Source organism: Paenibacillus sp. 2TAB26 (assembly GCF_052115145.1).
GTDB lineage: Bacteria > Bacillota > Bacilli > Paenibacillales > Paenibacillaceae > Pristimantibacillus.
In genome coordinates, this window is sequence record NZ_JBFRGC010000047.1 from 18,420 (window position 1) to 42,850 (window position 24,431).

Below are 24,431 nucleotides of genomic sequence, written 5' to 3' on the forward strand. Positions count from 1 at the left end.
CCTAAATCATCCAACGACTTAATGTCGGGTATAATATACTTCTTCATTAAGTCGTCTCTGCCAAGGAATAAGTTGTAGTAATTTCTACTTCTTCACAAAGAACTTCATCTCAGAAAATGACGCCCATTCCGGATTCTCTGTAGCGTCTGGCGAACCGAAAACGGCCACTCTAAAGTATCTGCTATTCAGTGACGGGAAGTTGAAAGGTATAAAATCACTGGTGTCTCCCACGGTAATTCCTCCGTACACATTCGTCCAGTTTTCGCCGTCTTCCGAAACGGAGAACATCATCTTGATTGATCTCATATGACCGTCAAAGATCGCTACGTCCAGTCTTTCAAGTTGAATCGTTTCTCCGAAATCGAATATGATCTCGGAGCCAATATCGCCTGCCCAGCGTGAATAATTGGTCTGGTCATTGTCAAACATCTTCGGAACAAGCTCCGCGTTAGTGGTTGCCGTGTAGCTGTTATACTCCTTTTCTTTTAGGTCTGCAATTGGAATCGGCGTAACTGGATCAAGCGCTTTTCTCTCCCATTGGAGCATTTCTACCGGCGGTAGGGTGAAAATCTCAACGATTTGATTTTCACTATCCCAGGTAACTGTATAATCCATGCTGGTCACAATAAATGTATATGGAATAAGCATTTGGTTATTAACACCGGTTGCCGGTGCGTCCATGGTCATACTCTGACCGTTGACCTTAGCCATATTACTGCCCTCTACAAGCTCAATCCTCAAGCTTCCTTTGATTGCCGTTGCAGTTTTTGTGGTATCATCCCAATCCACTCCCATGCCCAACGCTTCCAAGGTACCTTTCATCGGAATCATCGCGATGTCATTGATTAGCATAGGGGCTACATCATATTCCTGCCCCTGAGAGTCGATCCTGACGCGGATCTTTCTCTCCACCGGTTCGGACGGAACCTTGTCCGCGAGCGGAAGCGTACTTGAATCTGCTTTCTGTAAGGTATAGGTGCCTGGCGTACCCTCAAAGTAGATCGTATTTCCTTCTTTGACCACTTTATACTTCACCGCTGCTGTCTCGCCTTCCTTCAAGGCTGTCCAATCTCCGTCCGCAAGGTCGGTAACCAAAATCTTATATGTCTGATCTTCCACTCCTTCGAAGGTAATTGTAGCTTCTTGATCAATCAGTTCAAAGCCTTTTGCAAAAAATACAACACGATCATGAATCGTAGCGCCCGCATAATCATCCGTCTCTGAATAATATACATTTTGCGGTTCAGGGCCATACACAGCATCCATCACCTGCATCACATTTAAGAACCGCGTTTGGTTAGCAGGAGCCTGATTGGAAAGCTCAAGCCTCCATTTACCTGCATCCGTGCTGGCAATGTTGGTGTCATTGTTGGACTCAATCGGCATATTAATTCCATCTACCTCAAATTCACGTCCAGGGCCGCCGATTTTTTCGACCTTCAGATCACTGCTCTGCGGCAGAAGCGTGTTGGTAACAAGCTTACCGTTATAGCCCCGCTCCGTCACTACGCTGGTGTATCTGCTGCCTTCAACCACAGGCTCGGAAACGGTATGGAGCAGCCATCTTTTCTCAGCGCTTGCATTCGGCGTGTTGATATTATCGTACACGATCATCGCAGCCGGATATTCATCATCCTTGAAATTCAAGAAGGCCATGCTTCTCGTATAATTCTCGGTTCTGGTCTTTCCATAGGCTAAACTGAGCTCACCCTTGATGTAAGAGTAATCGGGATACTTCTCGTCGTCTCCGATAGAGTGGGAAATCATCGTTCCTCTTTGGTAATTAGGGTCGGTATTCCACTGCTCGACCGTTCTTGGAATTTGTGTATTATAGAGCTGATTCGACGGGGAGAAGGTTCCCTTCTCAACAGCATTCGGATCGTCGATTTGCACGACATTATGTGCGATTGACTGCTTATGATATTCCAGGTCATGCTCAGTTCCGTATTCCATATTTTCTCCGGTAACCGGATCTTTACCCGCATAGATCCCGGAGTCAATCGCGAGGTAGCCTTTGTAGTACATGGAGAATGCGCCGGCATCGAAATGCTGGTGGTTGGTCTGCAGTCTTTCTCCGATATTCATGATTGCGACTACCGCTTTGGAATCCTGTCCTTCATCCCAGCCCGTTCTGGCCACGATGGAGCCATATGGCGCGGGGAAATATCTGGACAGCGGCGTATCGTATACGGACTGCGACGGCGCGTTTGGATTGAAGAAAAGCAAATAATACAACTCATCCTGATACGTATTCTGCTTTAAAAACTCGTTCTGCGCTCTCGGATTGTTGTAAATGCTGCCTGCGATCATGTTCGTGATATTACCGTGAACGAATCTTTTCCATGGCGATTGATAATCCGTATTAAAGTCATCGCCCTCTGTCATGATATAACCGTCCGATCTTCGGGTAAAAAACTGCCTGTCGAGCGCCAAGCCGACTTTCTCCGAGAGCGGCTCGACACCGATGGCCTTCCAAAGCTGATTGCCCATCATGAAAAACATTAGCCTGTTGTCTCCGTAGGCGGGACCTTCGAAGGGCATCTCCGCATCGAGCAATACGTTGAATCCGGGCATGCTCACATTCAAGAGAAAGTCCGCGAGGTCATTGTAGTACTCCGGATTCGTATCATAAAGCGCAATCCCCATGGCAAGCTTAAACTGATGATGTACATCTTCGTTGACGTGCCCGGCAAGAATTAATTTGTCGTTCTCCCTTATCGGATACGGGTACTCGAGGGTATTCCTTACCCAATTATCAAGCGCTTGGCGGATGCCCGATCTCTGTGTCTCGTTAAAGAGATCATAACACCAGTCATAGACAATAGATTCAACGAACATCAGGGTTCCTACTTCTCTGCCTACGTGATATACATTGGTCCCATCGTTTCGATCCGGGTTCCATTGTGCCGAATTCGCCATATTCACAGCAAGCTGGACCGCTTTTTGACCCGCTGCTATATCTCCATAAATCAGATATCGAAGAGCATTGGCTTTCAAGACCTCCACCGTTCTTGCATCAATATTGGTGTATGCGGTTCCTGTTCTAGGGAGAAGGTTGCCGTCCACCTGTCTTTGCGCTTTCATGTTGATGCTCGCCCATACATCATCAAAAGCGGCAAGCTTCAATCTCTCTTTCAGAGCCGGAAGCGTTTCCTTGTTTACCAAAACACGCGGACGTTCCATCGGCGGTTCCGGAATCGGATCGTACTGATTGGATAGTTTCGGAGCTACAACGCCTGCCGATATTTGAAACAATACTATCGGATTTGTTGCAAGATTTCTTACCTTCTGGGTTGTCTTTCCTTCGTAATTCATAGCGAAGGTATAGGAGCCGGGCAGCAGCTGCTTGCTCACCTCGCCATTGACGGTGGTGCCGATTGCTCTCCAGCTCCCCCCGTAATAAGAGGCAGCACCACCGTCTAGCGGATTCCCTTGACTGTCCTTCAACTGCACCTTGACATTCACCGTCTGGAAAGTGACGAGAGGAGCAAGTCCAGTATGCTGCGTTTTAACCGTTCTAGTCCCTTCATAATTGATACCAAACGTATACGATTTATCTGGTAGAGGCTTGCTTGCCATGCCCGCTGCATCGGTCGTTCCGAACGTTTTCCATCCTGCATCGTAATAATCAACGGTTGCTCCCGCGAGCGGATTCCCGTTGCTGTCTTTTAATTGAACTTTAACTGAAGGTGTTACACCGGGATCCTTATCTGGAACCGTTACAATAACCGTTGTTGGAGTCGGAGTAGCTGTTCCTTTATCTTCCGTTACTATGGGTTGTTTTTCAAAAGTTGTTCCCGCCTTAGCAACCATACTAACTGTTGCCTTAGCAATCGTACCTAATCCTAATAACTTAGCAACTGCATCCAAGATTAAGCTTACAATTTTCGCATCTGCTCCCAGAGTTAGCATCATACCCGTTGCAGTTGATTCGACAGTAACCTCTTTAATGCTACCTTCAGGGATATCCAATTGAATTTTAGCGCTTTTAACATTTAATGTATCAAAAGCTCCCTTTAACGTCACTATCGAATTGGCTGGTAATAGTTCAGATAAAGTTATTTTACCAAAGCCCGCTCCCGTAGTCCCCGTTTCTTGAACGGTTGTTGGAGATTGAATGATAACTTCACCCACGGTTGTTGAACCCTCAGCTACAATACGCACGATTCCTGTTTTCTTATCCACTGTAATCGTAAGAAGGATTGAGTTATTTAGATGGATGGAATTCTCGCCACCGCCTTCAACCTTGGTTCTGCCATTTACCGTTATACCATTCAGAGTTGCATCTCCACTGCCAATTCCAGCAGCAAATAATAAATCTCCATTAATAACTAAGTTTTGCAAAATAACGCCTGGTACATTAATCACTACATTGCCATTGATGGTTTCTGTTCCTGCTGCAGGGCCATACGTACCTGCTGAGTTATAAACCATAGCTTTAGACGCAACCGCACGATCCAAGGTAACTACCGCTTCTGCACGAGTAATGAAGTTACTCGGCTTGAAACTATTGTCATTTGCATATCCCTTCAGGATTCCTTTTGCTGCTGCTGCATCTACGGCTGCTTTGGCCCATGAAGCAATCGAGCTTGAATCCGTAAAAGCTGATGCAACGCTTGCTGTGCCCGAAAGCTCCAAAAGGCGATCTACCATTACAGCTACCTCTTGTCTGCTGATTGGCTTACCTGCACCAATGGTGCCATCTGCATAACCAGTGATGTAACCCGCTTTAACGGCTTTTGCCACTTCAGCATAAGCCCAATTACCTGCAGCAACATCGCTAAACGCGATTGATGCTGTTTGTGTGAATCCAAAAGAACGATTGACCAAAGCCACGAATTCCGCTCTAGTAATATTATTGTCTGGCTTAAAGATGCCATCTTCATACCCTGTAATAAGTCCTTTGTCCATCCATGCAGATATCTGAGCTTCCGCCCAATGTCCCTTGATATCCGATGTTGCCTTTGTTGATGCAAGCGCTTCCACTTTCTGTGGAGCTAATCCGAATAATAACTCTCCTAGCATGACCAAACATAACATCATAGAGAACCATTTTTTGTGCATCCCAGTCAATAAACCGATCATTTTCTTCACCCTTTCTTTATGAGCCCGGACTCTCTCTTCATCCGATTAGCTCGCTCTATGCGCTTCACTCTATTCGCTACTTCCCAGTGGTCAAAATTTCATCTCTCCTTATTAGATTTATAGGCAGCAGTTATCCTGCTGCCTATACTTTATCAAACACGATTTATTTTTGGTTCTTCAGATATTCATCCACCTGCGTTTTAGTTGCTTCCATGTATTTCTCCACGCCTGCTTCTTGCAACTTTTGTTTATACCTTTCAATGGCTTTGTCTACATCATCCACAAATCCCATAAAGAGCGGTGCGCCATATTGGGTGAAGAGGTTGGCTAGATTGGCTGCGACGTCGCTTATATCCTTTTTATTGAGTGTGAAATCCACCAATGGATTAGCTTTAAACCGCGTCTTTTCATCGTTAATCAAATCCGCATAGTTCGGCATTGTAACTGCTGGAGTTTTGATAAATTTATCGTTGGATACTCCCCATATTCCACCTTGAAAGCTTGGGCCAAGATAGCTTATTTTACCTTCAGCATCAAGCGTATAGTGCTTACCTTCAACACCATACTTGCTCAACATATTGTATTTTTCATTGTTCCTTAATAAATCTAAAACCATAAGGGCTCTTTCAGCGTTCTTGGATTTAGCCCCGATAACCATGGAGTTACCCGCAGCGGAGTAAGCATCTACATTCCCTTTAAAGAAGGCTGGAAATACCTTTACATCCCAATCCGGATGTTCCTTTGCAAAGTCAAAATAGGTTGTATTGGCTCCATCTACAGTACCGCTGAATGCAACAGCACTCTTCCCATTCTTGAATGAATCATATAAACTAACTGGATTTGCCAGTGCATTTTTAGCCCAGAAGCCTTTTTGGTTCCATTCTTTCATCGTTTTCATGAAATCAACAACTTCGGGTATGTCAAGTGAGTAATTGAGTTTAAGCGAGCTATCTTCCCTTCTAATCACAATCGGACTTGTCGAATTTGGAGCTCCAGGCGCTATGAGGTCGCTATTGCCGAACAGGACTGCTGGAAGCATCCAGCTCTCATTTTTACTTAAATTGAAGGGGATGATGCTTTTTTCGCCTTTTTTTACAGCATCAAGGAATACGCCTAAATCATCCAACGACTTGATGTCAGGTATATTATACTTCTTCATTAAGTCGCCTCTGACAAGGAATAAGTTGTAGTAATAGTTCGTTAGTGGCGCTGCCAAACCAAACATGGTTCCATCTACTAAGCCAGCATTAAGCGTCCCCGTTTCTTCATTAGCTGTAATGGGTGCATATTTCTGAAGCATTTCGGGTGTGATTTCTTTAAATGCACCTTTTCTGGCATTATCCGCATAATCCAGCCAATCGGCTGAATAGGCTAAATCAAAGTCTTCGCCTGAAGTTAACATGAGTTTATAGGCATCGGTTGTCAGTACGGATACTTTCACGGTCGTATTGATGTCCTGCTGCAGCATTTTATTCAGTTCGTCTTCCAAGATCTGAATATCCTCTGATTTATCATTGAGCAGATACATAGTCAGGTTAACTGCTTTTGAAGTGTCTGGCTTATCATCTGTAGGAGCTACCGAAGCAGGCTCAGATGCATCAGGTGTGTCAGTAATACTTGGTGTGCTCTCCGCTCCCTTATTGTCCGTTTTTGCACAACCGGAAAAAATCGACACCATAAGCATTGTAACGATTAAACACAGAACAGTTTTCGAAAAATTTCTTTTCATTTCTGTAGCCCTCCTGATTATTATAATGATAACCGGTTTCCCGGAATTATCCTTTTACAGCTCCAACAGTCATTCCTTTGATAAAATACTTTTGTAAAAACGGGTACAATACAATGATTGGGCCTATGGTAACCATGGTCATCGCCATTTTGAATGTTTCCGAAGGCATGTCGCCCATGGATCTCCCCGTTCGTTCAGCTACCTGCTGGGAAAATTGCATATCATTAAACACCTTATAAAGCTGATATTGCAAGGGGATCAATTTGTCCTTCGTAATAAACAGCATGGCTGGATACCAGTCATTCCAATAGGCAATAGCCAAGAACAAGCCAATCGTAGCTAGAGCGGGAACAGACATGGGCAGATAGAGCCTTAGATAAATTGTAAAATCCCCTGCACCATCGATTTTCGCGGATTCACCAATACTTTCTGGGATCGACGTAAAAAAGGTTCGCATAATGATAATGTTAAATACAGAGAGAAGGTTTGGAAGCAGCATCGCTAGATAATTATCTTTCATGCCTAAATTTGTCATGATAATGTACCAAGGAACAATGCCACCGCTAAACAACGTTGTGAAGAAAAAATAAAAGGCAAACTTGTTTCTAAACCTGAAATCCTTCCTATGAAGCACAAAAGCGGTCATTGTTGTCAAGAACAAACCTAATAGTGTGCCCATGATAACAAGCGAGATTGTAACGCCATAAGCTCCTATTATGACTTGAGGGCTTTTAAAGATCAACGCGTAAGCATCTATCGAAAATGACTTGGGGATTAGCCGGTAACCCTCTTCAAAAAGCGAAGCTTCTTTGGTAAATGATCCTGACAATGTAAGCAGAAAGGGAAGCAGACATAGGATAGAGAAAACAAGGACAACACTGTAACCAATAATATTAAAGGTAAGCATATCTCTTTTGGCTGAATTATTAAGCTTCATGGTGAACCTCCCCCTAGAATAATGCATATTCTTTATTCACTTTATTGGCCAAATAATTAAACGTAAGAATAACTACAAAACCAATTACATTCTGATACAAGCCTATAGCTGCCGATAATCCCATATCATTGGCCGAGATCAAAGCTCTGAATACATACGTATCAATGACATCCGTTGCATTAAACAGCGTCCCGTTATTTCCTACCAGCTGATAGAACATATCGAAATTCCCTCTGAGAACTTGCCCAATCTGCAATAATACCATCATCATAATCGTCACTTTTAATAACGGAAGCGTAATATAATAGATCTTCTTATAAACACTGGCACCATCCAAATCTGCCGCTTCATATAATTCAGGGTTTATCCCCGTTATAACCGCAAGGTAGATAATACTGCCATAACCAACGCTCTTCCACAGATGGAAACCAACAATAATATATTTCCAGGCGGATGGGGTGCCATAAACATCTACCGGTTGAAAATGGAGGGCTTTCAAAAGCGTGTTCACGCTGCCAAACTCATAGTTCAGCATACTGTAGACAAATGCGCCCACAACAACCCAGGAAATAAAAAAGGGTAAAAACATAGCTGCATGTGTAATTTTTTTGAAATACTTGCCCTTGAGCTCTGAGAATATAATGGCAATCACAATCGCGAAGATGACCCCTGAAGCGATGAAGACCAAATTATAAAGGATCGTATTTTTCGTCAGCAGCCAAGCTTGACCGGATTGGAAGAAGAAATCAAAGTTCTTAAACCCAATCCAAGGACTATGTAAGATGCCCTTGTCATATCGAAAGTATTTAAAAGCTACGATAATACCGCTCATAGGCAGATAATTAAAGATAAAGAAATAGATGACGGCTGGGGATAACATCAGAAACATGATTTTATTTTTCTTCAATTCAGATAATAAGCTAGTTGATTTATGCATGTAATCATCTCTTTCATGATGCGTTTTATTTAGGCACACTCAAATAAATAAATAAATAAATAAATAAGCAATTCAAGATGATACTGATCTGGAAATACATGCTCAGCGATTTCCGCTTATTAGAACTGGAAAAACGACCCTATTACGGGGCGGGGAAATGAGGCATCTCTTGATTTTGAATACACCTCCCCCTACCCCATCGGTGATTTCCTAGGGTGAAAATTCCAAATCTAATGCTTTTTTGCATTTTTCGGGGCACAGTGTAACAAACCATTTTCCAATAGCTGCATCGCGATCCATCAACTTTTCATAGGCGTCCATGGCCTTCTTGCTGAGCTTCTTGCCCGTTTCATACACCTGTTCCACGACCGATACTACCGGATGCTTTCCCTTCCATATCATCGTTTGCGCGAACGCGTAGACCGTTTCTTCGTCCCTCAGCAGATCGCCATTCCAATGCTGCTCCAGCCGCCCCCACCCCCGTTCGATCGCATCGACCATAAAATCGGCGGTCACTTTTCCGTGGGTAAACGATAGCGCGACTTGGTCTGTGGTCACATCCAGGATGCCTAACGGCGGGACGAATACCTTGGAAAAATCGTGATCCATCGCGCGTACCTCGACTCGGCTGGTGCCTCCTCTGGAAAAATCACCGATCTTCATACGGTCTTTCGTATCGATGGAGAGACGAACCACGTTGTTCTGATCCTTCGTCTCTTCATGCATTTCCTTCAATTTATTGAAGATCGCATCCTTTTGCTCGATTTTCTTGAGCGGCTTGACTTTCTTCACCTTCTTCAGCCTATAGCCGAGTTGGTTGACTTTGGTAGTGATCGTTTGGAGGGTCGGCAACTCCTCATCCTTGTAGCCTCTTTCCTGAATCAACTGGTTTCGGATTTCCTTTACTATCAGCCGCGTATACAGCTTTTCCGTTTTGAAGCTGGGGTCGGTCTGGCTCTGTTATTTTATTGGGTGTGCCTGATATGAACATCGTACAATACCCGATATTTAAAATAAATAATGCAGGATTATGATAATCAGCGGAAAACTATACTTTATAGCCATTAGCTTAATAATCTTTTTAATTGCAGAATCGAACATCCTCTAAAAGAGTATAATCTATCGTTTATTATCATAATCCAGCAGTATTTCTTCTAAAGCGCTCGTATTGTACGATGAGTTTATCGTTCTGTTAAAGAAGAATGACGTGGATTAATTAAATGATAGAAAGCGAGGAAACATTATGAAGCAGAAATTAGGAATTGGCCTGCAATTATACACGCTGAGAGATGAAATGCTGCAAGACATGGCATCGGTTTTACAGCAGGTGGCCGAGATGGGTTATGAAGGTGTGGAATTTGCCGGGTATTATGGCTATCGCCCTGAACAGTTAAAATCGTTTCTTTCCGAGCTGTCCCTGAAAGCCATCGGCAGCCATGTGAACATGGAACGACTGCAGAACCATCTAGAAGAAGAAATTGAAATGAACGTCGCGATCGGTAGTCAATATGTGATCTTACCCGGCTTAAATCAAGACCAGCGCCATGCGCTTCCTGAAACGATCGCTTTTCTACTCGAATGCAGCAATCGCTTTGCGAGCAAAGGCATTGCATTCGGGTTTCACAATCACTATGTCGAATTTACAGAAGCTTATGGAGCGCAGCCTTGGTTCGATGCTTTCTTTGGCTCTACCTCACCTGACTCTATGAAAAGCGAGCTCGATGTATGCTGGGTCAGTCATGCTGGCTGCGACCCGCTTGTTTACCTTGAGAAATACGCCGGACGCATACCTTTAATTCACTTGAAGGATATTCGCAAGTTCGCCGACGGTACCTATCAAACCATGGAATTAGGGCAAGGCGAGATGGATTTACCAGCTATTATTGCAGCGGCTGAGGCTGCGGGAACAGAATGGCTGATTGTTGAACAAGATGATTGCCAAGGTTCAGCATTAGATAGTGTGAAGATAAGCATGGAATGGCTTAACCAAAATTATAAATTTACGGAGGTCGTTTAAGATGACAAAAAAATTAAAAGCGGGAATTATTGGTTGTGGCGGTATAGCACTTGAGAAGCATTTACCGGTGCTTGCCAAGCTGAATGAGCTCGAAGTGGTCGCCTTGTGTGATATCATTATTGAAAAAGCTGAAAAAGCTGTTGAAAAATACGGTTCGATTGGTGCAAAGGTATTTTCTGATTATAGAGAGCTCCTCGTGGATAGTTCGATCGATATTATCTACGTGTGTACACCCAACGATTCGCATGCGGAAATTTCTATTGCGGCGTTAGAGTCCGACAAGCATGTCATGTGCGAGAAACCGATGGCCAAAACTGCAGCGCAAGCGCAAGCTATGTTGGACGCAGCCAAACGAACAGGTAAAAAGCTGACGATTGCTTATCAGAATAATTTCCGTGCCGATAGCCGTTATTTGCAGCAAGTCTGCGATAAAGGCGAGCTTGGTGAAATTTATTTCGCCAAAGCCCATGCTATCCGTAGACGTGGGGTTCCCACCTGGGGCGTTTTCCTCAATCAAGAGAAGCAAGGTGGCGGTCCACTCATTGATATCGGCAGCCATGCGTTAGATTTAACCCTGCGAATGATGAATAATTATGCACCCAAATGTGTTCTAGGTACAGCTTTCCACAAGCTGAGCCGTAAAGAAAACGCAGCAAATTTCTGGGGACCATGGGATCCGGAGAAATTCACAGTCGAGGATTCCGCTTTCGGTTTCATTACCATGCAGAACGGTGCGAGCATTATGCTCGAATCCAGCTGGGCGCTCAATTCACTTGACACTATAGAGGCAAAAACGACGCTTTGCGGTACAGAAGGCGGGGCAGATATGCGTGACGGACTCCGTATTAATGGAGAAAATCAAGGCAGAATGTTTGCAACCTCCATCGATATGAGCGCAGGCGGAGTTGACTTTTTTGAAGGCAACGAAGAAAGCGCAAGTGACGTGGAAGCGCGGCAGTGGCTGGATTGCATTATCAATGATACCGAGCCACTGGTGAAACCAGAGCAAGCGTTGGTTGTCACACAAATATTAGAAGCCATATATGAGTCCTCGAGAACTGGTAAAGCGATATATTTCGAGAATAGAAAATGATGAATTTAAAGGACTAATTCAGGGAGGTATGAGCATGGCAGAAATTCGACAATTACAGCTGATCGAAATGAACGACGCAGTTCGGCTCACCGATCTCGTATTCCGCGATCATGAGCACGTTTCGATGGGGGAAGCTTTTCCCTTCGTCTTCTCACCCAGTCTAGGCCAATCATTCGGAGCCTTCGAGGATAGCAAGCTCGTTTCTTTCATCGGCATTGTTCCTTGGCTCATTTATGTAGGTCGAGCACAACTGAAGGTATATTCTTTAGGAGCTGTATGCACGCATCCGGATTATCGGGGGAAAGGGTACGCCAGCACCCTTTTGGAGCATGTTTACCATCACGTCCGGCAAGCCCAAGCGTCCTTGCTACTCGTTTCGGGAGACCGATCGCTATATACGCGTAACCAGTGCTACCCGTTCGGTAGTTTTAACCGCTACTCGGTGAAGCCTAAGCATTGTGCCTCGATGGTCGCACAAAACGCTATGGTTGGCTACACATTCCGCGAGCGGACTTCAGCCGATTGGTATACACTGCATGAATTGGCTGCATCGAGGACTGTTCGCTATGATCAGAGCCTCTCCGAGCTCGCCCTGCTTATTCATTCTCAAGCAGTGGCGAGTAATTCCAAGCTGGAGTACCGGACGCTTATCGCCGAGAAAGACGGGAAGGTTCTATCCTTCGCAGTCGTTGCGGTGCCAGGTAAGTATATGCCGCTGGGAGCGCCTCAGGCGATCGAGTGGGCCGGCGACATCGAGGCAGTAGTGGCGCTCCTTGCTTATGCTGTGGAGCGCTACTCATTGCATCAACTCGATATCGCTGTTGCATGGCACGAAATCGGATTGCAGGAAGCCCTTCGGAACGTTGAGTTCCAAGCCAGTCACAACAACGGCACCATTTGCATCACGGACCCGCAGCTACTGCTTGATCAATTAGAGCCGTATTTGAAGGATGTGATCGACTTGCAGCAGGACAAGATGACTGTGACGCCTTCAGCGGACGGACGATCCGTGCTTCGTTTCGGGCCTGAAACGATTGACTTGGCACCGCAAGAACTAGTTTCGTTATTGTTTGACACCGAGCCACAGCTAGCAATGAAGCTTCAAGAGGGGCTTTCCTCATTGTTCCCGATCCCGTTCCCCTACGTAGGCGGTTTAAATTTCGTATAATTAACGACTAGCCCCATGGAGGGTCATGGCTTGTGAAAGACACCCAACAAACATCAGCAAATGCCGAGAGGCTATTATTCTGCTAGGAGGTTGTACAAATGAAACAAGGCAATAGTATCCATGATATAGGTTGGGTTTCTTGGACGCCTCGTCCCGAGATTTCCCCCGATTTCCATATAATTGAGCTCGATATAGGGAACCGACTTCAAATAAAAGGCACAGGGCATAGCGGGAGCTACGGCAGCTGGCAAAGCAGGTTAATTCAAGTTGCTGAAAAACGAAAATATGAATTAGGTGCAGAATATGAAATCAAGGATGTCGCTAATGAACAAATCAGCATCTATGCTATTATGACTTGGTTTGACGAACAAGGTACCTTGCTGCAACGAGATTATATCGACCATCTGACCCTCTTAAATGATGGGTGGCGCAGGCTCAGTAGAACGCTAGATTCACCTGAGCAGGCTGCAACGGCGCAGATTGAGCTTTCTTTTCGGTGGAGTGCGGATGGAATCGTTACCTGGCGTAATATGACTTTAGCGGAATGCAGCAAGCTGGATGAACGAGTCGTTCGCGTGGCCACCACTTATATAAAGCCGACCGATGACTTTACTAAAAATCTTGCTTTGATGCTAGAGGTCTTAGATAAGTCTGGCCCTTACAACCCGGATATCATCTGCATGACTGAAACCTTCTATGAAGGCTCTATCAATCTTCCCCTGGTCGATAAATGCCAGTCTATACCCGGCCCACTAACGAATGAGATTGGGAAAAAAGCGGCTGCCCTTAATAGTTATATTCTATTTACCATGTATGAGCGAGACGCGGAGCATATTTATAATACCGCCGTGTTAATTGGACGGGATGGCGGGATCGCAGGCAAATATCACAAAATGCATTTGCCACTTTACGAAGCAGAATTCGGAGTCATGCTAGGAACAGGTCATGGTATATTTGATACGGATTTTGGACGCATTGGAGTCATGATCTGCTACGACCAAGAGTTTCCTGAATCCGCGCGCATTCTTGCCCTGCAAGGTGCAGAAGTGATTTTTATACCAACAATTGGTGATGAGCCATTGCAAACAAGGGCTCGCGCAAGGGATAATGGCTTGCATGTTGTTGTTTCCGGCTGCAATGGCCCCGTATCCAGTCGAATCATTGACCCCATGGGTGATATTATCGGGCATGTAGCTGATGAAGAAACAGGTGCGTTTACGACAGAAATTCGCTTGGACGAACGGAAGTATACCTACTGGCTCTCTGTCGGAGCAGGTAATGGGGAATCTCGAAGTTTATTCAAAAAAGAACGCAGAACGGACGAATACGGCACTTTACTAAATACAAACTAGCTGATCTTAGCTAATAGGACATATCAATAAATAACCAAAATCCAACCTCCTCATCTCGAGTCCATTCCAGGTGAAGGAGGTTTTTTTGTCTCTAACTATCCTCAATAAATGTTGAAATATGCGAAGCACAAGTGTTTCGATAGCTTGTAAATGAATCAGATGTTTTCCATCGGCCTTCGCTAGCATGCTTAGCCCAGTAATCTGCTCATCCTATTATGAGGTCAACCAGTGAGCGTTTATCCTAAAGATACTAATGTCGTATCAAGATAACATTGGAAGTTGCATCTCAATATTTAAACCTCATCCCTTCCTCAGAAATCAAAAAGCGCTACCTGTCTCCACATCGCTATGCTCAACTTTTTGTATTCCTCGTAATGCCCCTCCCGAAGCGTGAAGATGGTGTTATAGGAAATCAGCGCCTTCATCGAGTCCTTATTCAAAAGATGTGAGTCTGTATCCCGAATTTATAAGAGTTTTTTCTATCTCTTTATCTACCTTAGCTTTGGTTGTATAGAAACCAAAAATCTTTAATGTTTTAGGAAGTGGTTCATTGATAAGAGAATTGAAATCAATATTGGTTTTATAAATTCTTATTTGGTTTATTGACCTTAAATTCTCAAGTCCAGTTAAGCTATTTAATTGTTTGCAGTTAAATAATTTCAAATCCACTAGTTTATTAAGATTAATTTGCAAGTTAATTTTGAAAATTTGTATCTGATCTTCTATTAACAAATTGCGAAGTCCCATAAATCGATTCAAACTGTCTAAATCACTTAATCCTCTAACTCTTATTATTTCAAGGGTTTCAATATAATTTTCCTTRATTTCATTTATATTTTCCCTRCCACCAAGAATTATTTTAAGTGTTTTAAGTTTTTTTAGTCTGTTTACAAAACTYAATGAAGAACCACTTATAGAATTCAACGATAAGAACTCTAAGTTTACTACATCTCCAATTGAATCTATGTTCCTGGTCTTTCCACTGATGATTAGGGCATTTAATTCCCTGTATTCTTTCAGGTAATCAAGGTTAATCGATTTCTTTGTACCAGAAATYATGAGAACTCTTAGCATCTTGAAGTTCWCAGATTTTAAAATTTCAGGGTTATCCAAATTGAAGATGTCGATACTGACCATCTTAAGCTCTTTCAACGATGTTATAGCTTCCAAGTTCTCTGCATCCTGTAARCARTCAATATACAGAGATTTGACATTTGGAATCTTTAAAAGTTCATTACAATTAAAGGTGGAGTTGTAATGACCAAAAAAACGTATAGCGAAACTATTATCATATTTAATGCATAGCTCATTAAGTTCATTTAAAAGAAGTGAGTTATAGTTTGCTTCAGAGAATTGGACTATTACATGACTCCCCGTCTGAAGCTCATTAGAAATTAACTCTTTATCAATTATTTCAGGATCATTGATTCGAACTTGTCGCTTTAAGAAGTTAATCATAATAACTCCCTTAAAAAGTATTTTAATTCTGATTTGCGTTGATTTCCTATAACGTCTTATTCCGAACTTCACAAATTCTCCGTAACTGAAGTATTCGTGAAGTGATTGAAATATCCTGCCAGTTAGTTGAGTGAAAAATGGAGCATCTGCACCGCGGCAGCATGCTCAACTATCGTTCCCCGTTAGCATTCCTGTAGAGCGTTAAATTTCCGCTTTGCATAAAAACGAGCGCCTCGGTACGATGGAAGTACGCAACGGGTCATAGCTCTAAAAATTCCATTATCCAGGAGGACGCTCTACTATGAAGTTTAAATCGCAAGCGAGACAAAATCAACTCATTGAAAAAAATACTGCTCAGCATTTAGTTATCGGGATCGACATCGCCCAGCAGATGCATGTTGCGCGCTGTAAATTTCCGTGGCATCATCATCGGAGACTACCTATCCTTTTCTAATGACGAGGAAGGATTTCACCATTTTTTGCTATGGATTCAAAAGCTGCAAACCACCCATAGTTTGAGTGCAGCCATCGTCGGGATGGAGCCAACCGGACACTACTGGCTTAACATATCTCGGTGGCTCACAGAACGTCATTTTGAAGTCGTTTTAGTGAATCCGCATCTCGTGAAAAAAAACAAAGAAAATCGCGACAATACGCCCTCAAAGAGTGACCGGAAAGATGCACTCGTTATCGCCGACATGATCAAGAACGGTTACTACTCGGTAACACGTACGACTCCCGAAGCCTTCGAGGATCTACATGTGCTTCTCTCTAACCGCGACTTCGTCGTCAAACGACTTGTTAGTGCCAAAAACTAGATACACCGCTGGGTTGACGTTGTTTTCCCTGAACTACGTCACGTATTCAAGGACATCACTTGTATCGCTTCCCTGGCAACGCTTCKCCTCTTTCCTACTCCAGCGGAGATCAGTAAGCTACAGACCCAGAACCTAATTCAGGGATGGAAAACCATCATGAAACGGCACTGCGGTGCTAGAAAAGCAAAAGCACTCATCGAGATTGCCAACCATTCAGTAGGATCTCAGTCAGCTTCTCATTACTACAAKCTCCACTTGAAACAATTRCTCGCCGAGTAYGACCTTGCTTGCGAACAACTRGAGGTTGTGGAGAAGGAGATTTCAACCGTATTAGAACGCATTCCYTTTGCAAAATCCATCCTYGCRATTAAGGGGATTARTGTCATTTCATTAGCTGGTATATTGGGTGAGGCTGGGGACTTAAGCGGATTTGTTCACGGAAATGCYTTGCTGCGCCATGCCGGACTCAACCTCGCAGAAGCGAGTTCTGGCAAATGGACCGGGCAAATGAAGATTAGTAAACGCRGACGATCCCGCCTACGGCGCTTCCTCTTTATGGCCACTATGAGTTTGGTCATGAACAATTCAGAGTTTCAAGCGATGCATGCATACAATGTGCAGGYTAAGAAGATGAAGAAAATGAGGTCCATTATGAAACTATGCGGTAAATTGGCYAGAATACTAGTCGGAATGGCTCGTAGCGGTAAAGCCTACATGCCACATAAAACGTTACCACTCTTACAAGCAGCTTAACCATACAACCCGTTTCGTTGTACGAGTWTTGGCTTATTCGCAGGATTTCAAAGAAAGCACGGAGTACCGGATRCATTAAACCAAAGGGCACCGACCCGTACCGTTAGMAAGACCGGCCTCCACCCCTTGGATAGGCGTAACRAAGGAATGAGAGGGCATAGACCCGTTAAGACATGGGAGTGAAAACCTCCAAGGGTGGCGTGGAGAATGCGTGCAGTAAATGGAAGTATATAGGACGGTATATCCCTCCTCTATTCCCGTGCGCCTTCATGTTACCGAAGTCTAACAGGGCATTCCCTTCATGTCTTCCCCCCCTTACTATCCGGGCGAAATCCTGCGAATAAGAAGCATTCGTGAGAAAATCATATCGTACAAAGGGAGTTCAATGATTTGGTCGAAATTATCAATTGATTATGCTGGTCTAAGTCGTTTAATGCATCATTGACTGATTCATATGAAAAACTCCTCACAATTATTTCGCTCTAAATAATCCAATAGCCCCGATTTCGTACAGATTGAACACCATCTCGTCTGACCATCATTAAATAAAATGGAGATCTCGATGTGTTCTAATGAATTCGTACTTGAATCCTCATCTGAATCGTCAAATTTCCAACTAACTATTACGGTACACTAATTCCAGAACTTACGAAAAAATACTTCTTAAACCACCTGGATCGGTTGTTGTCACCTTTTATTTTAAACTGTTCTTTTTCTTCATCCTCAGCTATCACTTCATATTCCTTACCACGAGTCAATGCTTCTAAATAAGGACCAACGTCATTACAAACTACAATTTTACTAGTCATTTTTCACACCCTCATCGTCCTAGAACATTTATTAGTGCTCGATAATAAGTATAACTCTGAAGTCGCATGCTGCGTTAAACTGCCTGTTAGCTCAACAAGCCGCCGAACGCCGACTGCCTGTTGTTTGTAATTCTGCATCAAAAAAAACACTTCGGACATTTTAACACTTTCCTATTAATCGGTTGCCACGCTTCAAAACAGTTTGAACATAGTACCCAACCATCCTCTAATTTCTCTACTGGGAAATAATTGTTCACTATAATTTCATCACCAAATCGACTTTCTCTTCCCATCCATTCGGAGACTTCGCGATATAACATTTTACGACAGACAAATACATTGCCATCGAGATTTATCGTTATTTCAGGAGTTTCATTGGCTTTAGAAATATGAATTGTACCAAAAGAATTGTATAATTCGTAATTCAATTTAGGTAAGTTCATTTCGACAACATCACCTAGAAGGAGTTCGACAGCGGATGGTTTTTCCCATTGACGTTGAATAAGGATTCTCATATTGTACTTAAAGCCGCAAACCATTGATAAATGTTTATCAATGTATGCGTCATTTATTAAGTGGAATTCCTTAATTAAACCATCATGAAATCCACTGACAGAATCAAAAAAACAATCCATCTCTTCTTGTGTTTGTATTTCAATATAACTTTCAACGGAATCCTGGATTGCCATGTTTCCACCTCTTTTTTTTGGAGAGTAACGCTTATCACTGTCTTCTTTCTATACAATTATTGAACAATTTCTAATTACAGTATTCTCGACAGCTCTTTAACTATCCTGCCCGTTCATATTATGGTTCAACTAGATATATCCTTATACCGCAGCCATTGTCAGATAGGTCACCTTATAAACAAAAAAAAACCACCCCGAAGGGTGGTCCGTACTCATGATGAGCACTATAGGATTTGGATAGGAGTGGAGAGTCCTGTCCTGAACCTGTATCTTTTTAATGATATACTTTCATACCGTACCTGATGCCAACCGTGCCGCTTTCAACAGCATTCAAAACCACTATTTCTTCATCATAATAGGAATGGTGCCCGTTCGTATTATGAGATCAACCAGTTCTTTCTGGTTTATCCTTTTTTCATTTGCATAGAGGATTAAAGTAGCCTGGTCGAACGTACCTGCCCGTGGGACTTGATCCCGAGAGCTATAATGTTCACCCCTACTTGTCATGACCATGATTGAGGCTAGTTGGGACGTAAGATCCCGTATAACAAGCGATGCTATGGAGCGACAAGAAGATCAACCTTAGGGGATGCCGGTGAATCTACACTTACAAGGGTAGATGAAATGAATCCAGTTATTGGTCTAGATATTTCTAAAGAAGAAATCCATGGACAAGCCTTTCTAGAGCGCGGAAAGCCATTCCAAGGGATATTCCACTTCGAGCACACTCGAGATGGTTTAGCAAACTTCCTTCAAGTTTTAACAGAAGTTGAATTTGCATCTCAACTACGTCCTTTGCTTATTCTAAAAGCAACCGGTCATTATCAAAGTCCCGTTGTTCAGTTCCTAGAGGAACATCATTATATTTATATTGTTATTAATCCGCTCATCTCAAATCGGCTTACGAAGTCTCAACTTCGTAAGTAAAGACGGATGCTGCTGACGCTTACCTATTGGGAGAGCTGTACTACAAAGAAGAATTTGAACCGTTTAAGAAAAGAGGTGTGCAACTTCTCAATCTGCGCTATCTTACAAGACAATATGAGTCTCTTTCAAAGATGTGTGTACAGACTAAACTACAATTCCAATCTGTTTTAGATCAGGTTTTCCCTGCTTACAAAGGTGTCTTTAGAGCTATGTATTCCGGTATTTCATAACAGTTTTTAGGTGAATTCCCAACCTCATATTCAGTATTACAGACGGATGAAAACACACTCAAATCTAAGATGAAAGAACTGCTTTCTTCAAAACGGGGGCGTTCAGAGGACTGGATTAACCACCGAGTGCAACGGCTGCTAGTTGCGGCAAAACAAAACCCATTTCAGCAAACCATGTATGCAAGCCACTTAATCAATTTGAAAGTCCTTATTACCCTCATTCTTCAGTACCAAGGGCATCTTACTGGATTGGAACAGACATAGAGTGATGCTTTTCTCTCCACCTGTTCAATTATTGCAGTATTTCTGCTTTGTTAGTTATACGCCTATAACTTGCGTGAAGTAAAAAACAAACGGCACGGGGCTTTCCCATGCCGATTTGAATTCCATTTTTATTCCCGTTCTTACCTTTGAGCTTAACTTAATGACATTGCCAGTTTGGGTGTCCTTATTGTTTTTCTAAGTTTTGCTTGCTAAGCGACTCTATTCAGCATCATTCTGCTCTTCCAGCCATCTCAAAATCGCTTGGTTTGTTTCTTCCGGCGTTTCTTGCTGGATCCAATGACCGCAATCCAGATTGACCACTTCCGCATTAGGCACGAACTTTGTCAGGTTTTCAGACTTCTGGACCGTATCCCGGTCACCATAGATCATGAGAGTCGGCTGTACCATAAAAATGAAGGGGGGTTGCGATTTTGGATGAGCTGTTTCATCCCTTCTTCATTTAGCGATTTGATTTATGCCTCGCATTAAAAACGTTCTGACTTTTAATGAGAATTAAACCCTAAATGATTGAGAAATACAATAACTCCTCTCTCCTAAAGATCAGGGAAACAATAGACCCAAATTTATGAAGTACCAAAAATCTTTTTAACGATTCTTTTGTTATTTATGTTTCCTTATTCTGTAATTTTTTTTGCAATGTTGAAATTTTAGCCCTTCTTCAGATGAAGCGATCAATATTCCAAGCCTTCTTAATCGTGTTTCTTCTTTCTTGGCGCTCATTACCCACCAGATAGAATCTCTTTTATAGGATGGTGATAAATTAGTGAAGAATAGCCAGGCTGTTTGATTTGCCTTGATTTGTTCTTCATATTCTTCGGCAAGATCCACGTTTCTTTGTTCAGAGGAATAGCCTTGTGCATCGGTTCTGTTGTTAAAGACGTGCATTCCTTCTGGTCTCATCTTTCCAAGCTGTATTAGTGCTTTTACCTTCTTTACGTTCACAGCACTCCATACACTATTTACTTTGCGCGGAGTAAAGCGAATCTTATAGGTTTGTTTATCAATGGTTTTTCGTATACCGTCAATCCACCCAAAACAAAGAGCGGAATCTACTGATGCAGACCAAGTAAGGCTTGCACGCCCTGTACTTATCCCAAAATAGCCCACCCAAATTTCACTAGCTTCAGCATGATGTTCTTCTAACCAATCGTTAAACTCTTCTTGGTTGTTGAAAAAAACTACATCTCCCATTGTTCCAGCCATTTTAAAATCGCTTGGTTTGTTTCTTGCGGCTTTTCTTCCTGGATCCAATGACCGCAATCCAGATTGACTACTTCCACATTGGGCACGAACTTTGTCAGGTTTTCAGACTTCGCAACCACATCCCGGTCGCCGTAGATCATGAGGGTCGGCTGCTGGATGATTGGGATCACTTTCGCCAATAAGCGCCAGTTGCGGTCAAGGTTCCTGTACCAATTTATGCTGCCCGTGAACCCTGATGTTTCAAAAGCGGAGACGTAAACGGCCAGCTCGCTTTCGCTCAATACGGGCTCACCGAGCGGTGTTTCTGCTCTGGCGAGATTGATCAACGCCATACCTGGCTCAGGTGCTCTGAGAGGCTCGTTCTTTCGGTACAGGTTGCGAAGGAACCTGTATGTATTGTCTTCGAATACGGCGTCCGCGACGCCTGGCTGTCGATTGAAGTGGACGAAATAGAAATCGCCGCCAAGTATTTCTTCCATGAACTCGATCCAGGGTTTTTCTCCGCGCTCTTGGTAAGGCAAACTCAGATTTATCACTTTATTGACGCGGTTTGGATGCAACAAGGTCAGTCCCCAAACGACGAATGCACCCCAGTCATGACCGACAAAGGTAGCGTCCTCGTATCCATAGTGATCGAGAAGCGCGATGAGATCACCCGACAAGTGTTCAATGTCATAGTCTGTTACTTCGGTCGGACGGGATGAGTTGCCGTAACCTCGCTGGTTGGGGACGATGACATGGTAGCCCGCTACGGCAAGTGCGTCCATCTGATGGCGCCAAGAAAAGGCATGCTCTGGCCAGCCGTGGCAGAGTACAATAGGTTTTCCTGCGTTTTCTCGGCCTGCTTCAAACACTTCGAGTTCCACACCGTTGGCTGAAATAAGGGTGGGCTTGGGAAAATCGGTTGGATTAAACATTGAATTAAAACCTCCTTCTTGTGATACTTGTAGTATAATGGATAAAAGGTGACATTAAGGTGTCACCATTCTGAAATCATGTAAAAAAAGAGGGCAATTATGGACAAAGTGGAGAGACTCATTTCGATTATCATGATATTGCTGAAAAAAGAGGTTGTTTCTACAACGGAATTCTCACAACTATTCAATGTCTCCAAAAGAACGATCCTTCGCGATATGGAAACATTGAGCTTATCGAACATCCCGATCTACTCTGTCAATGGGGTCAAAGGGGGCTACGGCATAATGGATGAATACAAGGTTGATAAACGCCTTTTAAGCAGCTCCGATTTACAGAATATATTAACTGCGCTCGGTGGATTGGAACAAATCCTCCGTACTGAAGAAGTTGAAAGAACGATAAAAAAAATAGAGGCAATGGTTAGTCCATTGTCTCTAAATCGTTCCATTCAACTGTCGTTTTATGATTGGGAAGGTCGGTCCGAGATTCTTGAAACCTTAAAGACATGTCAAGAATCCATTTCAAAAAAGAGGCTGGTTTCGTTTGATTATACAGATAAGGACGGGGCTGTAACGAATAGAATGGTCGAGCCCTATGAGCTGCATTTTAGCGAATCGAGTTGGTATTTGAAAGGATTCTGTTTACATCGACAGGGAAATCGAACTTTCAAGTTATCTCGGATCGATCATATTACTATGGATGAACGCGCGTTTCATCCTAGAGACGATTGGTCAGAGCAAATACACGAAGCAAATTATCTACCTGAATTCGTCACGATTAAGGCATGGATATCGCCTAGCATAAAAGATCAAATCATCGAAAGGTATGGTCGAAGAAGTATTGAAGACCATAGTTCTGGATTTTTATTAGCAACCATTTATGTCCCACAAAATCGAATGGGATTTCAACTTTTAGCAAGCTTCGGCACTCATCTAAAAGTTGTAGAGCCCAAAACCTATATTGAAGACTTTCGAAATTATTTATATCAAATGATGGAGAACTATTCCTGATAGATTTAGCATTAAAGCTTCAACTTCAACTCAACTTTTCGCCGTCACTTATGGTAAGGTTCAGCTTAACGGGTCTATCGGCGAAAAATGCGCCGCGGTGCATAATTGTCAACATTTTATACCCGATTCAAAGGCTATGACCAAGCTTTCATGACAAGCACAAAAGGCCACCGAAGTAATCGGCAGCCTGGTTGTCAGTGATTCAACTATCGTGTCCCGTTAGCTGAATGATTTTTGGCTTCAGGCTTCAATCCTGTTTGCAAGACATGAAAGTACTCAGCCAGTATTTCGTCAAAATTGGGTTCATCAGATAGCTTCTCAATATATCTCCATAAAATCATTTCTTCCGTTTCAATGTGAACAACCTCGTACTCCATCTGTGTAGATTCCCAAACAGTAACTTGACCCAAACATCGTTCAGACTCGTTAATTATGCCAGTAGATGGGTTAGGAACACTGTTTTCAGGATTCTTATGCTTCACATATTCTGTAGAGATTGATAAATATGCTAGATCACTCTTATTGGATTCTACCCAAAGCTTAAATTTATCTCGAATCATTTCAGATCCCTCCCTAATGGAGTAAGCATATCAAATCGACCTAACAATTGTAATACAGATGTCTAAAATTATGACTTTGTTTCATGGCATTGCTGCCCGTTACTTCAATGAACAACGGCAGCCGATCGCGTGGCCCGCTGCCGAATGTCGTGGTGTTATCGTTACCCGTTATCATTCCTGTAGAGCGTTAAATTTCCGCTTTGCATAAAAACGAGCGCCTCGGTACGATGGAAGTACGCAACGGGTCATAGCCCTAAAAATTCCATCATCCAGGAGGACGCTCTACTATGAAGTTTAAATCACAAGCAAGACAAAATCAACTCATTGAAAAAATTACTGCTCAGCATTTAGTTATCGGGATCGACATCGCCCAGCAGATGCATGTTGCGCGCGCTGTAAATTTCCGTGGCATCATCATCGGAGACTACCTATCCTTTTCTAATGACGAGGAAG

The 24,431-nt window shown here is 43.1% G+C and carries 19 protein-coding genes and 3 pseudogenes; 9 read left to right on the top strand and 13 right to left on the bottom strand.

What is annotated here, in order from left to right; translation table 11 throughout:
* Window positions 1-84: 84 nt before the first annotated feature.
* The 5 genes and pseudogenes from AB4Z50_RS34065 to AB4Z50_RS34085 all read right to left on the bottom strand — a co-directional run.
* A complete protein-coding gene (locus AB4Z50_RS34065; protein ID WP_441886554.1) occupies window positions 85-5,085 on the bottom strand; it encodes an S-layer homology domain-containing protein in 5,001 nt (1,666 codons plus the stop codon).
* A 163-nt stretch (window positions 5,086-5,248) separates the two neighbouring features.
* Window positions 5,249-6,814: a DUF3502 domain-containing protein gene (locus AB4Z50_RS34070; RefSeq protein ID WP_441886557.1), complete on the bottom strand. Its 1,566-nt coding sequence runs from the start codon at window positions 6,812-6,814 to the stop codon at window positions 5,249-5,251.
* 46 nt (window positions 6,815-6,860) lie between these two features.
* On the bottom strand, window positions 6,861-7,751 hold the full coding sequence (locus AB4Z50_RS34075; protein ID WP_441886560.1) for a carbohydrate ABC transporter permease: 891 nt from the start codon (window positions 7,749-7,751) through the stop codon (window positions 6,861-6,863).
* A 13-nt stretch (window positions 7,752-7,764) separates the two neighbouring features.
* On the bottom strand, window positions 7,765-8,688 hold the full coding sequence (locus tag AB4Z50_RS34080) for an ABC transporter permease (protein ID WP_441886563.1): 924 nt from the start codon (window positions 8,686-8,688) through the stop codon (window positions 7,765-7,767).
* Window positions 8,689-8,898: 210 nt separating this feature from the next.
* Window positions 8,899-9,648 (bottom strand): annotated as a pseudogene (locus AB4Z50_RS34085) (ISAzo13-like element transposase-related protein); the annotation flags it as partial.
* A 283-nt stretch (window positions 9,649-9,931) separates the two neighbouring features.
* Between AB4Z50_RS34085 and AB4Z50_RS34090 the strand changes: the two are divergent.
* From AB4Z50_RS34090 to AB4Z50_RS34105, 4 genes are all read left to right on the top strand, one after another.
* Window positions 9,932-10,705: a sugar phosphate isomerase/epimerase family protein gene (locus AB4Z50_RS34090; RefSeq protein ID WP_441886566.1), complete on the top strand. Its 774-nt coding sequence runs from the start codon at window positions 9,932-9,934 to the stop codon at window positions 10,703-10,705.
* Between the two features lies 1 nt (window position 10,706).
* Window positions 10,707-11,798, top strand: a complete 1,092-nt coding sequence (locus tag AB4Z50_RS34095) for a Gfo/Idh/MocA family protein (protein WP_441886569.1) — start codon at window positions 10,707-10,709, stop codon at window positions 11,796-11,798.
* 34 nt (window positions 11,799-11,832) lie between these two features.
* A complete protein-coding gene (locus tag AB4Z50_RS34100; protein WP_441886572.1) occupies window positions 11,833-12,966 on the top strand; it encodes a GNAT family N-acetyltransferase in 1,134 nt (377 codons plus the stop codon).
* A 98-nt stretch (window positions 12,967-13,064) separates the two neighbouring features.
* A complete protein-coding gene (locus AB4Z50_RS34105) occupies window positions 13,065-14,318 on the top strand; it encodes a carbon-nitrogen hydrolase family protein (protein WP_441886575.1) in 1,254 nt (417 codons plus the stop codon).
* 432 nt (window positions 14,319-14,750) lie between these two features.
* Here the strand turns inward: AB4Z50_RS34105 and AB4Z50_RS34110 are convergent, their stop codons facing one another.
* A complete protein-coding gene (locus AB4Z50_RS34110; RefSeq protein WP_441886578.1) occupies window positions 14,751-15,488 on the bottom strand; it encodes a hypothetical protein in 738 nt (245 codons plus the stop codon).
* 589 nt (window positions 15,489-16,077) lie between these two features.
* Between AB4Z50_RS34110 and AB4Z50_RS34115 the strand changes: the two are divergent.
* A pseudogene (locus AB4Z50_RS34115) lies at window positions 16,078-17,347 on the top strand (IS110 family transposase).
* Window positions 17,348-17,970: 623 nt separating this feature from the next.
* Here the strand turns inward: AB4Z50_RS34115 and AB4Z50_RS34120 are convergent.
* Both AB4Z50_RS34120 and AB4Z50_RS34125 read right to left on the bottom strand, forming a co-directional pair.
* Complete coding sequence (locus AB4Z50_RS34120; protein WP_441886581.1) at window positions 17,971-18,156, bottom strand: hypothetical protein; 186 nt, start codon at window positions 18,154-18,156, stop codon at window positions 17,971-17,973.
* A gap of 137 nt (window positions 18,157-18,293) precedes the next feature.
* On the bottom strand, window positions 18,294-18,845 hold the full coding sequence (locus tag AB4Z50_RS34125) for a hypothetical protein (RefSeq protein WP_441886584.1): 552 nt from the start codon (window positions 18,843-18,845) through the stop codon (window positions 18,294-18,296).
* A 624-nt stretch (window positions 18,846-19,469) separates the two neighbouring features.
* Here AB4Z50_RS34125 and AB4Z50_RS34130 point away from each other — a divergent pair.
* Together AB4Z50_RS34130 and AB4Z50_RS34135 are read left to right on the top strand one after the other, a co-directional pair.
* Window positions 19,470-19,772, top strand: a complete 303-nt coding sequence (locus AB4Z50_RS34130) for an IS110 family transposase (protein ID WP_441886587.1) — start codon at window positions 19,470-19,472, stop codon at window positions 19,770-19,772.
* A 26-nt stretch (window positions 19,773-19,798) separates the two neighbouring features.
* Complete coding sequence (locus tag AB4Z50_RS34135; protein ID WP_441886590.1) at window positions 19,799-20,002, top strand: hypothetical protein; 204 nt, start codon at window positions 19,799-19,801, stop codon at window positions 20,000-20,002.
* Window positions 20,003-20,485: 483 nt separating this feature from the next.
* On the opposite strand, the gene AB4Z50_RS34140 is transcribed toward AB4Z50_RS34135, so the two are convergent.
* From AB4Z50_RS34140 to AB4Z50_RS34150, 3 genes are all read right to left on the bottom strand, one after another.
* Window positions 20,486-20,674, bottom strand: coding sequence for an alpha/beta fold hydrolase (locus AB4Z50_RS34140; protein WP_441886593.1), 189 nt, complete (start codon window positions 20,672-20,674; stop codon window positions 20,486-20,488).
* 213 nt (window positions 20,675-20,887) lie between these two features.
* On the bottom strand, window positions 20,888-21,490 hold the full coding sequence (locus AB4Z50_RS34145; RefSeq protein ID WP_441886596.1) for a YdeI/OmpD-associated family protein: 603 nt from the start codon (window positions 21,488-21,490) through the stop codon (window positions 20,888-20,890).
* The gene (locus AB4Z50_RS34150; protein WP_441886599.1) at window positions 21,466-22,407 is read right to left on the bottom strand and encodes an alpha/beta fold hydrolase; all 942 of its coding nucleotides are present in this window, start codon (window positions 22,405-22,407) and stop codon (window positions 21,466-21,468) included. Before AB4Z50_RS34150 ends, AB4Z50_RS34145 begins: the two co-directional genes overlap by 25 nt.
* Window positions 22,408-22,506: 99 nt before the next feature.
* On the opposite strand from AB4Z50_RS34150, the gene AB4Z50_RS34155 reads away from it, so the two are divergent.
* Complete coding sequence (locus AB4Z50_RS34155; protein ID WP_441886602.1) at window positions 22,507-23,418, top strand: helix-turn-helix transcriptional regulator; 912 nt, start codon at window positions 22,507-22,509, stop codon at window positions 23,416-23,418.
* A 206-nt stretch (window positions 23,419-23,624) separates the two neighbouring features.
* On the opposite strand, the gene AB4Z50_RS34160 is transcribed toward AB4Z50_RS34155, so the two are convergent.
* Window positions 23,625-23,978, bottom strand: coding sequence for an immunity protein TriTu family protein (locus AB4Z50_RS34160; RefSeq protein ID WP_441886605.1), 354 nt, complete (start codon window positions 23,976-23,978; stop codon window positions 23,625-23,627).
* Between the two features lie 40 nt (window positions 23,979-24,018).
* Window positions 24,019-24,153 carry a hypothetical protein gene (locus AB4Z50_RS34165; RefSeq protein WP_441886608.1) on the bottom strand — a complete coding sequence of 45 codons (135 nt, stop codon included), beginning with the start codon at window positions 24,151-24,153 and terminating at the stop codon, window positions 24,019-24,021.
* 112 nt (window positions 24,154-24,265) lie between these two features.
* On the opposite strand from AB4Z50_RS34165, the pseudogene AB4Z50_RS34170 reads away from it, so the two are divergent.
* Window positions 24,266-24,431 (top strand): annotated as a pseudogene (locus AB4Z50_RS34170) (IS110 family transposase); the annotation flags it as partial.

Coding starts and splice junctions, on each gene's coding strand:
- AB4Z50_RS34065 (WP_441886554.1), bottom strand. CDS start 5,085: ATGATCGGTTTATTGACTGGGATGCACAAAAAATGGTTCTCTATGATG.
- AB4Z50_RS34070 (WP_441886557.1), bottom strand. CDS start 6,814: ATGAAAAGAAATTTTTCGAAAACTGTTCTGTGTTTAATCGTTACAATG.
- AB4Z50_RS34075 (WP_441886560.1), bottom strand. CDS start 7,751: ATGAAGCTTAATAATTCAGCCAAAAGAGATATGCTTACCTTTAATATT.
- AB4Z50_RS34080 (WP_441886563.1), bottom strand. CDS start 8,688: ATGCATAAATCAACTAGCTTATTATCTGAATTGAAGAAAAATAAAATC.
- AB4Z50_RS34090 (WP_441886566.1), top strand. CDS start 9,932: ATGAAGCAGAAATTAGGAATTGGCCTGCAATTATACACGCTGAGAGAT.
- AB4Z50_RS34095 (WP_441886569.1), top strand. CDS start 10,707: ATGACAAAAAAATTAAAAGCGGGAATTATTGGTTGTGGCGGTATAGCA.
- AB4Z50_RS34100 (WP_441886572.1), top strand. CDS start 11,833: ATGGCAGAAATTCGACAATTACAGCTGATCGAAATGAACGACGCAGTT.
- AB4Z50_RS34105 (WP_441886575.1), top strand. CDS start 13,065: ATGAAACAAGGCAATAGTATCCATGATATAGGTTGGGTTTCTTGGACG.
- AB4Z50_RS34120 (WP_441886581.1), bottom strand. CDS start 18,156: ATGACTAGTAAAATTGTAGTTTGTAATGACGTTGGTCCTTATTTAGAA.
- AB4Z50_RS34125 (WP_441886584.1), bottom strand. CDS start 18,845: ATGGCAATCCAGGATTCCGTTGAAAGTTATATTGAAATACAAACACAA.
- AB4Z50_RS34130 (WP_441886587.1), top strand. CDS start 19,470: ATGAATCCAGTTATTGGTCTAGATATTTCTAAAGAAGAAATCCATGGA.
- AB4Z50_RS34140 (WP_441886593.1), bottom strand. CDS start 20,674: ATGGTACAGCCGACTCTCATGATCTATGGTGACCGGGATACGGTCCAG.
- AB4Z50_RS34145 (WP_441886596.1), bottom strand. CDS start 21,490: ATGGCTGGAACAATGGGAGATGTAGTTTTTTTCAACAACCAAGAAGAG.
- AB4Z50_RS34150 (WP_441886599.1), bottom strand. CDS start 22,407: ATGTTTAATCCAACCGATTTTCCCAAGCCCACCCTTATTTCAGCCAAC.
- AB4Z50_RS34155 (WP_441886602.1), top strand. CDS start 22,507: ATGGACAAAGTGGAGAGACTCATTTCGATTATCATGATATTGCTGAAA.
- AB4Z50_RS34160 (WP_441886605.1), bottom strand. CDS start 23,978: ATGATTCGAGATAAATTTAAGCTTTGGGTAGAATCCAATAAGAGTGAT.
- AB4Z50_RS34165 (WP_441886608.1), bottom strand. CDS start 24,153: ATGATAACGGGTAACGATAACACCACGACATTCGGCAGCGGGCCACGC.